The following is an 11,487-nucleotide window of genomic DNA, read 5'->3' on the forward strand; positions in this document are numbered from 1 at the left end:
GGCGCCCGTAGCTCAGCTGGATAGAGCATCAGACTACGAATCTGAGGGTCGGACGTTCGAATCGTTCCGGGCGCACCATTCTCCCCAACGGGAGAATAAAGGGAAAAGTTGGGAGCCCGGCCTTAGGGCCGGCTCCCCAACTCACCGCTCGCGAAGCGGCTTTTTCAACATCACCGAAGCAGCCCTAATCTCGGGCCTCTCCATGCAGGCTGTCGAGGATCTTGCCGCCTGCCATGAAGACGGCGATGGGGCAGACAGCGAACAGCAGCCGCCCGCCGAGCCCCGGATATTGGTGCAGGTAGTGCATCCCGCGCTCCACTGCGCCCGTCGCCAGGCCGTAGATGATCAGGAATGCCTCGAACTTTGTCTTGATGATGAAGAGGCTGCGCACACGATCCCACATGGCCAGCTCTCTGCAAGGAGCGGACCAACCGCTTAAAAGCGTGGGTTTTGCCCCGGATGCGGTGGTTAACTGTTAATTAACTCGACACATCCGACCATCTCAAGCAACGCCGCGCGTGCGCCCTCGACCTGATCGATCAGGGCAGGGGCTTGCAGGTCCTCAGCAGCTATCGCTTCGGGCCAGTGGCGTTCGATCAACGCGCCGATCGCGTTCAGCTTCTCCGCGTCGACCATGAAGCGGGGATCTATGGTGGCGGGGTCGGCGACGACCCGCAGGCGCAGGCAGGCGGGCCCCCCGCCGTTGCTCATCGACTCCCGCACGTCGATCACCTCCAGGCGGCGGATCGGGCCGTTGCCCGCGACATGCTCCTCCAGCCATCGCCACACGCTTGGCGTCTCGCGTGCCTCCTGGGGCACGATCAAGGTCGTTTCCCCTGTGGGGAGCGTCACCAGCTGCGCATTGAACAGGTAGGAGGCGATCGCGTCTTCGAGGCTCACTCTGGAAGCAGGCACTTCCACGATCTCGACCTCGGGCAGCGCGTCGCGCAAGTCGGCGTAGAGCGCGTTTGGATCGGCGAACGCCTGTTCGTGCGCGAACAGAACGCGCCCGTTCGCCACTGCGACCACATCGTTGTGGAAGGCGCCGGCGGCGATCGCCTCGGGCGATTGTTGTGCGAAGAAGGTTCGGGCGGGATCCAGGCCATGAAGGCGGGCGATGGCCTCGCTCGCGTCGCGGTGCTGGCGTGCGGGAAAGGCGCCGCCCGCCACGCCGAACACGAACACCTCAATCCCGGGGGCGTCGTGATGCGCCGCCAGTCGCATATGATTGGCCGCGCCCTCGTCTCCGAAGGGAGGAGGAACCGGACCGTGCACGCGAAACGCATCATGGGCGAAGGCGAGGCGCAGTTGCGCCAGGGTTTCCGGCCATTCATGGCTGCGGTGCGGCAGGGTGGCGAGGTTCGCCGTGGTGAGATGGCAGCGCCCGTCTGCGGCGTCCGGAGACGGCGACACCGTGGCGGCGTTGGCGGCCCACATCGCCGAAGCCGAGAAAGCCTGGGCGCGCAGATGGGGTGGGGCGAGTTGGTAGCTCGTGCCCAAGCTCCGCAGCCAGCGACGGTTGGGCCGCGCGTGCGGCAGCAAGATGCCCTGGGCCAATCCGAGGCTGAGGTTCGCCCGCATCTTGGCCAATCCCTGCAACGCCGCGGCACGGGGGCGCGAGACGAGACCCTGGTTGCGCGTCGCGGCGAGATTTCCCGGGCTGAGCCCTGCGAAATTGTGGCTTGGGCCGATGATCCCGTCGAAGTTGATCTCGCGGAGCATCAACGGGCGACGTGGACGATCTTGTCCCCTTCCTTCACCCCGAGCAGGGCCGCGGATGCGGGATCGATGGTCACGCCGTCGGGACCGATACCGACCTTGCCCTGCGTGACTTGGAAGCCGGCGAGCCTGCCGGTCGCGATCAGGGCGGACTGGTCGGCAGCGCCGATGCGCGCAACGCGGGCGGTGACCGCTTCGCGGATCGTCTTCACCTGGTCGGTGCGGGCGGTCATGGTCGGACCACCGTCGAAGATGTCGATATATTTCTCGTACGCGAAGCCTTCGTTCTCGAGCATCCGCATCGCCGCCCGCCCGTTTGGATGGGGGATGCCCATCACCGCGCGGGCATGGTCGTTCAGCATCGCGGTATAGATCGGGTGCTTGGGCATCAGATCGGCAATGAATTGATTGCCATGGGCGGCGTTGAAGCTGTCGGCATCCTGGAAGTTCATGCCGAAGAACCTGCCCGCCACGCCGTCCCAGAAGGGCGAGGCGCCGGCCTCATCGATAACGCCGCGCAGTTCGGCGAGGATGCGATCGGCGAAGCGGGCACGGTGGTACGCGATGAACAGGTAGCGGCTGCGGGCGAGCAGCAGCCCCAGCCCGCCGGCGCGCTCATGAGGATGGAGAAACAGGCCGCCTACTTCAGACGAACTCTCAAGATCGTTCACCAGGCTCAGCATTTCGGCGCGGAACGTGCGGTTGAGCTCGCGGCTATGCTTGGTGACGGTGCCGATGCGATAGCTGTAGAAGGGCCAGGTCTGGCCGACATGCGTGAAGATCTGGCAGGTGCCCCGGACGTCGCCGGTTTCGGCATTCTCCAGGACGAGGACGAACAGGTCGTCGAACAGCCCGTCCTCGGTTCGGGCAAAGGCGGCGTGACTTCGCTCCAGCTTCGCCCGCAGCGAGGCGCGCTCGGGCGGCAGATTGGTGAACCCGCCGCCCGTCAGCTTCGCCATTTCGTAGAGGGGCTGCAGATCCTCGTCCCGCGCGGCGCGGATGCGAAAGCTCACAGGCCACCTCGTTCGGCAAGCCGGAGGATGCTGATTGCCGACAAGGCGGCACGTTCGGCGAGTGAGTCCGGGATCAGAAATTCCTCCATGGAATGAATTGCGCCGCCGCGCACGCCCATCGTGTCGATCACGGGCACGCCGCAGGCAGCGATGTTGTTGCCGTCGCAAACGCCGCCGGTGGCTTTCCACGCGATCTGCAAGCCCAACGCCGCACCGGCTCCCTGAACGAGGTGGAACAGTTGCAGCGATCGGGGGTCGAGCGGCTTTGGCGGGCGATTGAAGCTGCCGTGCACTTCGATCCTGACCTCGTGCTCGCGGCTGACGCTCTCCACGATGCGCTGGATCGCCGTGGTGGCATCGTCGATCGCCTCCTGCGCGCGCGGTCGGAAGTTGACGCGGAGGATGGCGAGTTCGGGCACGACGTTGTTGGGGCCACCGCCGTCAATCCGCGCGGGATTGACCGAGAGTGCGGGCGTACCCGCCGAGGCGAGGCGGACCGCCAGGTCGGCGGCGGCGACAAGAGCGTTGCGGCCTGTTTCGGGATTACGGCCGGCATGGGCACTGCGGCCGCGAACGATCAGCGAGAAATTGCCCGTGCCGCCTCTTGCGCCGGCGAGCGTGCCGTCGGGCAACGCCGGCTCATAGGTGAAGGCGACGTGCTTGCCACGCGCGGCGCGCGCGATGAGCGCCGCAGACGCGAAGGAGCCGGTCTCCTCGTCGGAGTTGATCACGACGTCATAGCCCAGGCGCGGCGCAAGGGGGCTTGCCTCGACCGCCTGCAAGGCAGCGAGCATCACCGCCAGCCCGCCCTTCATGTCCGCCGCACCCGGGCCGTTCAGTGTCCCGTCCGGCAGCCACCGCGCGGACTGGAACGGGTGATCGACGGGGTAGACGGTGTCCATGTGGCCGGTGAAGAGCAGCTGGAGCGGCGCATCGGGCCGGACGCTCAGGCGGAGATGCTGGCCGTGCGCCAGTTGTTCGACCTGACCCGCGGGCGAGACGCTTTCCACCGGGTCAGGCTCGATCAGCGAGAGCGCGCCGGGCAGAACGGCGAAGGCGTCGGCGAGCAGGCCGGCCATTGTCCGCAGGCCTGCCAGGTTGCGCGTACCGCTGTTGATCGCGACCCAGCTTTCGGTCTGGGCCAGCATCGGGGCTGCGCCCACATGAGCGATAGCGTCGCGCTCCAGGTCGGTGACTGCAATCATCGCCGACGTGGTAGCGCGAAGCGGCGGCGGGTGAACACCCCTGCGTCGCTCAAAAAGTCTGGCTAGAAATCCAGAACGAGCGCGGCGCGACTGGTGGTGTCGGTCGTCTTGCGGCCTTCGGGGGGCATGCTTTCATACTGCACCGTATAGCTGAACTGCGCCGAGAGCGGCCCGATCAGCTTGGTGAGCAGCGCCGACTTACTTGTGACGGTGCTGTTCGCGGCCTGTAGATATGCCGAGGCGTTCTGCGTGACGGACACGCTGGGCGACAATTTCCAGCCGAAGTCCACCGAACCGCGGGCAGCGACGTTGCTTTCGACGCTGGTGTCGATGAACTCGGTGCGCCGGAACGCTGGCCCGAGTTCCAGGTCCAGCTTCACGGCCGGCGAGCGCACGGCACTGTACCCCGCGCCTGTGGACAGCGAGATGCGGTCGTAGAAGCCCGAGAAGCGGTCGCTTTCATACTGCGCGGCGCCGTACAGATAGGCGCGGTCGTCGAACTTCCAGTTCGGCTCGTAGGCCGCGAGGTAGCGTTCCTGGTTGGTGACACCGAGGCTCTTCTGATAATCGGTGCGAACCCGCACTTTGTGACGCCATTCCAGCCCCTCGCGAGTCAGTTCGGCGGCCGCCGTGACGCCGACATTCTCCGTGTTGCCGGTCGACACATAGCCGCCAAGTTCGGCGTGCCCCCTCAGCAGGTCGAGAAAGTCGGATTGGCGCAACTTGCGGGTGGCGTTCTGCTGCCGGTCGTTGCGCCACTCGGTGGCGATCCGCGTCACGAGATCGGCGCTGTCGGGTGCGGCTTCCCTGGCATATTTGACGATGACGCTCACGTCGCCTTCGTTGCCGGACGCCATCGCCGAATCCAGCATCGCCTTGATCGTCGGCGGGATCGTCGGATCGTCCGTGTTGGCGAGCAGCAGCGGCAGGGCGAAGAGCAGGGCACGCATCACAGCTTGCCTTATGCCGGCCAATGCGGCGCGAAAAGGGCGACTAGAGGTGAAAAGAGCTTCAGGACCGACGAGCCGAGGCAATCTCAGCGGAAAAGATGTCGAGCAGCTTCTGGTACAGCGCTCGCTTGAACGGCACGATCAGGTCGGGGAGATCCGAGGGCTCGGCCCAGCGCCAGGCGCGGAACTCGGGATCGGCGGTTGCGATGTTCACGTCGCGATCGTCGCCCAGGAAGCGGAACAGGAACCAGCGCTGACGCTGACCGCGCCATTTGCCCTTCCAAACCTTGCCCACCAGATCCTCGGGCAGATCGTACCAGAGTTCTTCCGGTGCCGAGGCAACCAGTTCGACATGCCCGCGCACGACCCCGGTTTCCTCCCAGAGCTCCCGATACGCCGCCTCTAGCGCATCCTCACCGGGGTCTATGCCGCCCTGGGGCATCTGCCACGCCTCCAGCGTCGAATCGAGCCGCTGGCCGACGAACACCTGACCGTCGCGGTTCATGAGCATCACGCCGGCGCAGGGGCGATAGGGGAGGGAGGCGATATCGGTCATGCCTGGCACCTAGTGCAGCCGCGCCGCCGATGCCACATCTGTCGCGATGATCCCGATCGTGCACCACCCCGCTTATGTCGCGCCGGCGCCCGCGCGCAGCCAGTACCAGTGGAACAAGAACGGGCTGGTGCGTGACCTGCTGCTGTCGCACGGCGATCGTTTCACTTGGCACGTGCCCGAAGCAGTGCCGCGCAAGTGGCTGGAAACCGTACATGATCCCGACTATGTCGCCGAAGTGCTGGAGGCGCGGGTGCCGCGCATCAAGGAACGCCGTATCGGCTTCCCCGTCACGCCCCAGGTGGCGTTGCGCGCGCAGATGGTGCCGGGCGGCACGTGGTTGGCGGCCAGGCTGGCCCAGCGTCATGGGTTCGCGGCAAACACCGCGGGAGGAAGCCACCACGCGCTGAGCGATACCGGGGCGGGCTTCTGCGTCGTCAATGACCTGGCGCTGGCAGCGGTCCAGCTGGTGGAGGAGGGCGACGCCCAGCGCGTGCTGATCGTCGACTGTGATGTGCACCAGGGTGACGGGACCGCGGCGCTGACGGCAGGGCATATCGGCATCGCGACCTATTCGATCCATGCCGAGAAGAACTTCCCGGCTCGCAAGGCGCGCTCGACGCTGGACGTCGGCCTGCCCGACGGAGTGGATGACGATGGCTATATGGCGGCGCTGACGGACACGCTGATACCGCTGATGGACAGCTTCGCCCCCGATCTGGTGCTGTATCAGGCTGGCGTCGATCCCTGGGCGGAGGATCGGCTAGGGCGGCTGAGCCTCAGCCGCGAGGGACTTGCGGTACGCGACCGATGGATTGGAGCGACCATGCGCGCGCGGGGACTTCCGCTCGCAAGTGCGCTGGGAGGTGGGTATGGCGCGGACGCCCTCGAAGTTGCGGAGCGTCATGTCGCCTCTATCCTCGCTTTGGCGGAAGGAGCGGGGTTCGGGCGGTAAGGTAGTGTCGCGTCGGAGCTGTCGCCGCGATTAGGCTTGCTCCGATTGCCTGGTCATGCATTTAGCGCCGGCATGAACGCGCCGCTTAGGGGAATGGATGCCGTACCGGCTGAACGCCGTGGGGGCGGGGCGCTGACCCTGTTCGCACCGCTGTTCGAGCGGCAGCTTGCCGGGATCGACCGGGGTATCGCAGAGGGTAGTCTGCAAGTCACGTTGCCCAGCGGTGAGAGCCGGTTGCTGGGTGGGCGCGCCAGCGGCCCTGCGGCGGTCGTGGACCTGCGCAGCTGGCGTGCGCTGGTACGGCTTGCGCTGAGCGGATCGGGCGGCTGGTACGAAGCCTGGGCCGCGGGCGAATGGGCCAGCCCCGATCCGGTGCAGTTGTTTGCGCTGTTCACACGCAATCGCGCGACCCTGGCGCGGCCCGCGCGCGCCACTGGGCCCTCGCTGTTGACGCGGCGATTCCTCCACTGGATGCGGCGCAACCACCAGCGCGGATCGCGGCGGAACATCCAGTTTCATTATGACCTGGGCAACGATTTCTACCTGCCGTGGCTCGACCCGAGCATGACCTATTCCAGCGCGCTGTTCGAGACGGCCGACCAGCCGTTGGAGGCGGCGCAGGCGGCCAAGCTGCGCGCGATCCTGGAACGGACGCGGACGCGCGCGGGCGACCACATCCTGGAGATCGGCTGCGGCTGGGGATCGTTCGCCGAAATGGCGCTACGCGAGGGGCGGCGCGTGCATGGCATCACCCTGTCGTCCGAGCAGCGCGTCTATGCCGAGCAGCGTGCCGCCGGATTGGCTGGCGGCAGCTTCACGCTGACCGATTATCGTGCCGTCACCGGCCAGTATGATGCGGTCGCCAGCATCGAAATGGCCGAAGCGGTAGGGCGGGAATATTGGCCGGCCTATCTGTCCGCCGTCGCGAAGGCATTGAAGCCGGGCGGGTGCGCAGCGTTGCAGGTCATCACCTTCGACGATGCGTTCTTCGAAGAATATGCGAACAATGTCGACTTCATCCAGACCTATGTCTTTCCTGGCGGTCTGCTGATTTCGGAGCGCGCGTTCCGGCAGATCGCCGCGGAACAGGGGCTCCGGTGGACCGATCCTGTCCGCTTCGGGCAAGACTATGCCGAAACGCTGCGGCTGTGGCTGCGCAGCTTCGATCGCGCTGTCGCCGAAGGACGGATTCCGAACAAGTTCGATCGCAAGTTCATCGACTTGTGGCGATATTATCTGATGTACTGTGAGGGCGGGTTTCGCGGCGGCAGCATCGATGTGCTGCAGGTCACGTTGATAAAGGATCTGTAACCGCTTGCTGGTTGCATAGGCGCCGCGAGCTGAGTCGACCGCGTGGCTTCCAGCGGACGGAAACCTAACTGCGACGCCGTTCCAGCCGACCCACAGGGCCTTTCATGACCTTGGCGACGGGCCGGCTGTCGCCGTTAAACGACGCGTTCGAAGTGGCCGTGTTCGAAGCCGGACGTCATGAGCGCCGCAATGCGCGCGGCGACGACTTCGGGAGCCTTCACGCTTTGCGGGTCTTCGCCGGGAAAGGCGCGCGCGCGCATCTTGGTGCGGGTGGCGCCGGGATCGACGATCGCGGTTCGGATGCCGCTGATGTGGCGGACTTCCTCGCCATAGCTGAGCAGCAGGTTCTCGAACGCCGCCTTTGACGCCCCGTACATGCCCCAATAAGCGCGCGGCGTGCGGCCGACGCTGGAGGTGATGCCGATCACGCGGGCGGCGGCGGCGTTCTTGAGCAGCGGGTCGAACGCGGCCAGCATCGCCGCCTGAGCGGTGACGTTGAGCGTCAGGACCTTGGCGAATTCCTTGAAGTCGAAGGCGGGCACGGCGCTGAGCGTGCCGAGCGCGGCGGCGTTCAGGACCAGCATGTCGAGTGCGGACCAGCGCTCGGCGATCGCGGTGCCGAGCCGGGCGACGCTGTCATTCTCGGCCAGGTCCATCGGGGCGATCGTGGCCGAACCGCCGGCCGCGAAGATCGCTTCCTCGACTTCCTCGAGCCCCCCGGCCGTGCGGGCAGTGAGGATGACATGGGCGCCCGCCGCGCCGAGGGCCAGCGCAGTGGCGGCACCGATGCCGCGGCTGGCGCCGGTCACGAGGGCGACTTGGTTGGCGAAGGGCTGTTCGGTCAAGAAATATACTCCCGAAGGAAAGGGTCAGCCGACCCGTTCCTCCAGAAGCGCGAACTGGTCAACCGGGGCAAGCTCGTCCTGGTCGGTCAGCGTGGTCGGATAATCGCCGGTAAAGCAGGCGTCGCAATATTTGGGATGGATGTTGGCACGGCGCGCCTCGCCCAGCGCCTTGTACAGCCCGTCGATGCTGACGAACGCCAGACTGTCGGCATGGATGAAGTCGGTCATCCCGCCCACGTCGAGCTTGGCGGCGAGCAGCTTGGCACGTTCGGGCGTGTCGACGCCGTAGAAGCAGCTGTGCCGGGTCGGGGGCGATGCGATGCGCATATGCACTTCCGCCGCACCCGCCTCGTGCATCATCTGGACGATCTTGAGGCTGGTGGTCCCGCGCACGATCGAATCGTCGATCAACACGACGCGCTTGCCCTTGATCAGCTCGCGATTGGCGTTGTGCTTGAGCTTGACGCCCAGATGGCGGACCTTGTCCCCCGGCTGGATGAAAGTGCGCCCGACATAGTGCGAGCGGATGATGCCGAGCTCGAACGGAATGCCGCTCTGCTGCGCATAGCCGATCGCGGCGGGAACGCCCGAATCGGGAACCGGGACGACCAGGTCGGCATCGACAGGCGACTCGATCGCCAGCTGCGCGCCGATCGCCTTGCGCACCGAATAGACCGAGCGATCGTCGCTGATCGAATCGGGCCGCGAGAAATAGACATATTCGAAGATGCACGGACGCGGCGCGAGCGGGGCGAACGGCTTGTGCGACGTGATCTGGTCGCCCTTGACGATCACCAGCTCGCCGGGTTCGACGTCGCGGACATAGTCGGCGCCGACCACGTCGAGCGCGACGGTCTCCGAGGCGAAGACGATCGTTTCGTCGAGCTTGCCCATCACCAGCGGGCGGATGCCGAGCGGATCGCGGCAGGCGATCATGCCCTCCGGCGTCATCACGATCAGCGAATAAGCCCCTTCGACTTGCTTCAGCGCGTCGATGAAGCGGTCCATGAGGGTGCGGTATTGCGACGTCGCGACGAGGTGAATGATCACCTCGGTATCCGAGGTCGACTGGAAGATCGCGCCGCGCCGGACCAGGTCGCGCCGCAGCCGCATCGCATTGGAGATGTTGCCGTTATGGGCGATCGCGAAGCCGCCGCTCGCCAGCTCGGCATAGAGCGGCTGGACGTTGCGGATCGCCGAGCCGCCGGTGGTGGCGTAGCGGACGTGACCGCAGGCGACTCCGCCCGCCAGGCTGCGGATGATCTCATCGCGGTCAAAATTGCCGGCGACATGACCCATCGCGCGATGGGTGTGGAACTGATGACCGTCCCAGCTCGTGATCCCCGCCGCCTCCTGGCCGCGGTGCTGGAGCGCGTGGAGCCCCAGCGCGACGGCCGCTGCGGCCCCCTCCATGCCGGAAATGCCAAAGATACCGCACTCTTCGCGCAGCTTGTCGTCGTCAAATGGGTGCGTGGTAAGCATCAGCCCTCGAGGGGTTGGAACTGGACGCCGGGCATATAGGGGCTCGCATCCGGTTTGTCGCCACTTTGTCACGATTGTTTTCTTCCCCCCGTCCGGTGGCGCGGCGTAAGGAGCAAGGGTGACGAACGAACGCGAAACCGGGCTGACGCTCGATCCGAGATATGACGCCGCCGGGCTGGTAACGGCGGTGGCGACCGATGCCGCCAGCGGCGACGTGCTGATGGTGGCGCACATGAACGCGCAGGCACTCGCGATGACCATGGAAAGCGGCGAGGCGCATTTCTGGTCGCGAAGCCGCGGGCGGCTGTGGAAGAAGGGCGAGACTTCCGGTCATGTGCTGCGGGTGGTGGAGGCGCGGATCGATTGCGATCAGGACGCGGTGTGGCTGAAGGTGACGCCGCAGGGGCCGGCCTGCCACACGGGCGCACGGACCTGCTTCTATCGCATCGTCGAAGACGGGCGGCTCGTCCCCGGCGCATGAGGGCCCTGACGGTCTTGGCGTTGGCGTTGCTGGCCGGCTGCTCGGGTGGCGGCGGGAGCGGCACCGTCGCGCAGGCGAGCACCGACTTGGAGCGTGCCGCGATCGCACGCGGACTGGTGCGCGATCCCGACGAGATGCGGCTCGCCGGGCTGTATGCGCGCGACACCGACCGGGTGTGCATCCGGCCGCGTGCCGACGGCGAGGCGCGGATCGGCGCGTTCGTGGATTATGGCGACGGCATCACCTGTAGCGGCGTGGGTACCGTGCGGCAGGAGGGCGAGACGCTGCATGTCGCGCTGGGTAGGCCGGGTGCGTGCGCGTTCGACGCGCGCTTCGATGGCGCGGTGATCCGCTTTCCCGGAACCGTGCCCGTCGGATGCGCGGCGCTGTGCGCAAAGCGGGCGTCGCTTTCCGGGCTGGAGGTGGCACTGCTGAGCGAGTCGGACGCCGAGGCGGCGGCGCTGCGCGACGCCGGCGGCCGGCGGCTTTGCGCCGATTGAGCTGCTTGACGTTCACGTAAAGGGAAACTAGATCGGAGACATGTCCGCTGCCGCCGTTCCCGTCGAGGCCCTGGCGCCGATCGAAGCCCGTCCCGAGAAGGACGCGTTCTCCATTTCCGACCTGTGCGCGGAGTTCGCGGTGACGCCGCGCGCGCTGCGTTTCTATGAGGATGAGGGGCTGATTTCGCCCGAACGGCGGGGGACCGTGCGGATCTATTCGCACCGCGACCGCGCGCGGCTGGCCTGGATCCTGCGCGGCAAGCGGGTGGGCTTCAGCCTGGCCGAGATCCGCGAGATGATCGACCTGTACGACATCGGCGACGGGCGTCGGGTGCAGCGCCAAGTGACGCTGGGCCGCTGCCAGGAGCGCATCGCGCTGCTCGAGAACCAGAAAGCCGACATCGACGCTCACATCACCGAGCTCCAGCACTTCGTCGAACTGCTCCAAAGCAGCGACGCCATCTGAGGAACCT

The 11,487-nt window shown here is 66.4% G+C and carries 13 protein-coding genes and 1 tRNA gene; 6 read left to right on the plus strand and 8 right to left on the minus strand.

What is annotated here, in order from left to right:
- The first annotated feature begins 1 nt into the window (after nucleotide 1).
- Nucleotides 2-78, plus strand: a tRNA-Arg gene (locus LZ586_RS02245).
- 106 nt (nucleotides 79-184) lie between these two features.
- Here LZ586_RS02245 and LZ586_RS02250 read toward each other — a convergent pair.
- From LZ586_RS02250 to LZ586_RS02275, 6 genes are all read right to left on the minus strand, one after another.
- Entirely contained in the window at nucleotides 185-403 is a 219-nt protein-coding gene (locus tag LZ586_RS02250; protein ID WP_235078075.1) for a hypothetical protein, read from the minus strand.
- Nucleotides 404-468: 65 nt separating this feature from the next.
- Nucleotides 469-1,722: an N-succinylarginine dihydrolase gene (locus LZ586_RS02255; protein ID WP_235078076.1), complete on the minus strand. Its 1,254-nt coding sequence runs from the start codon at nucleotides 1,720-1,722 to the stop codon at nucleotides 469-471.
- Nucleotides 1,722-2,732, minus strand: a complete 1,011-nt coding sequence (locus LZ586_RS02260; protein ID WP_235078077.1) for an arginine N-succinyltransferase — start codon at nucleotides 2,730-2,732, stop codon at nucleotides 1,722-1,724. Before LZ586_RS02260 ends, LZ586_RS02255 begins: the two co-directional genes overlap by 1 nt.
- A complete protein-coding gene (locus LZ586_RS02265) occupies nucleotides 2,729-3,937 on the minus strand; it encodes a hydrolase (RefSeq protein ID WP_235078078.1) in 1,209 nt (402 codons plus the stop codon). Before LZ586_RS02265 ends, LZ586_RS02260 begins: the two co-directional genes overlap by 4 nt.
- 62 nt (nucleotides 3,938-3,999) lie before the next feature.
- On the minus strand, nucleotides 4,000-4,887 hold the full coding sequence (locus tag LZ586_RS02270; RefSeq protein WP_235078079.1) for a YdiY family protein: 888 nt from the start codon (nucleotides 4,885-4,887) through the stop codon (nucleotides 4,000-4,002).
- A gap of 61 nt (nucleotides 4,888-4,948) precedes the next feature.
- Nucleotides 4,949-5,443, minus strand: a complete 495-nt coding sequence (locus LZ586_RS02275) for an RNA pyrophosphohydrolase (RefSeq protein WP_235078080.1) — start codon at nucleotides 5,441-5,443, stop codon at nucleotides 4,949-4,951.
- A 46-nt stretch (nucleotides 5,444-5,489) separates the two neighbouring features.
- Here LZ586_RS02275 and LZ586_RS02280 point away from each other — a divergent pair, with 46 nt between their 5' ends.
- Together LZ586_RS02280 and LZ586_RS02285 are read left to right on the plus strand one after the other, a co-directional pair.
- Nucleotides 5,490-6,395: a histone deacetylase gene (locus tag LZ586_RS02280; RefSeq protein ID WP_235078081.1), complete on the plus strand. Its 906-nt coding sequence runs from the start codon at nucleotides 5,490-5,492 to the stop codon at nucleotides 6,393-6,395.
- Nucleotides 6,396-6,467: 72 nt separating this feature from the next.
- The gene (locus LZ586_RS02285; RefSeq protein ID WP_235078082.1) at nucleotides 6,468-7,706 is read left to right on the plus strand and encodes an SAM-dependent methyltransferase; all 1,239 of its coding nucleotides are present in this window, start codon (nucleotides 6,468-6,470) and stop codon (nucleotides 7,704-7,706) included.
- A 134-nt stretch (nucleotides 7,707-7,840) separates the two neighbouring features.
- On the opposite strand, the gene LZ586_RS02290 is transcribed toward LZ586_RS02285, so the two are convergent.
- Both LZ586_RS02290 and purF read right to left on the minus strand, forming a co-directional pair.
- Nucleotides 7,841-8,551, minus strand: coding sequence for an SDR family NAD(P)-dependent oxidoreductase (locus LZ586_RS02290; RefSeq protein WP_235078083.1), 711 nt, complete (start codon nucleotides 8,549-8,551; stop codon nucleotides 7,841-7,843).
- A gap of 24 nt (nucleotides 8,552-8,575) precedes the next feature.
- The gene (gene purF / locus LZ586_RS02295) at nucleotides 8,576-10,033 is read right to left on the minus strand and encodes an amidophosphoribosyltransferase (RefSeq protein WP_235078084.1); all 1,458 of its coding nucleotides are present in this window, start codon (nucleotides 10,031-10,033) and stop codon (nucleotides 8,576-8,578) included.
- Nucleotides 10,034-10,151: 118 nt separating this feature from the next.
- Here purF and hisI point away from each other — a divergent pair, with 118 nt between their 5' ends.
- The 3 genes from hisI to LZ586_RS02310 are packed head-to-tail and all read left to right on the plus strand — an operon-like array spanning nucleotide 10,152 to nucleotide 11,480.
- Entirely contained in the window at nucleotides 10,152-10,514 is a 363-nt protein-coding gene (hisI, locus tag LZ586_RS02300) for a phosphoribosyl-AMP cyclohydrolase (protein WP_235078085.1), read from the plus strand.
- Nucleotides 10,511-11,014, plus strand: a complete 504-nt coding sequence (locus tag LZ586_RS02305) for a hypothetical protein (RefSeq protein ID WP_235078086.1) — start codon at nucleotides 10,511-10,513, stop codon at nucleotides 11,012-11,014. Before hisI ends, LZ586_RS02305 begins: the two co-directional genes overlap by 4 nt.
- 40 nt (nucleotides 11,015-11,054) lie before the next feature.
- Entirely contained in the window at nucleotides 11,055-11,480 is a 426-nt protein-coding gene (locus LZ586_RS02310; protein WP_235078087.1) for a MerR family transcriptional regulator, read from the plus strand.
- The last annotated feature ends 7 nt before the right edge of the window (nucleotides 11,481-11,487 follow it).

The organism is Sphingomonas sp. S2-65 (assembly GCF_021513175.1).
Taxonomy (GTDB): domain Bacteria; phylum Pseudomonadota; class Alphaproteobacteria; order Sphingomonadales; family Sphingomonadaceae; genus Sphingomonas.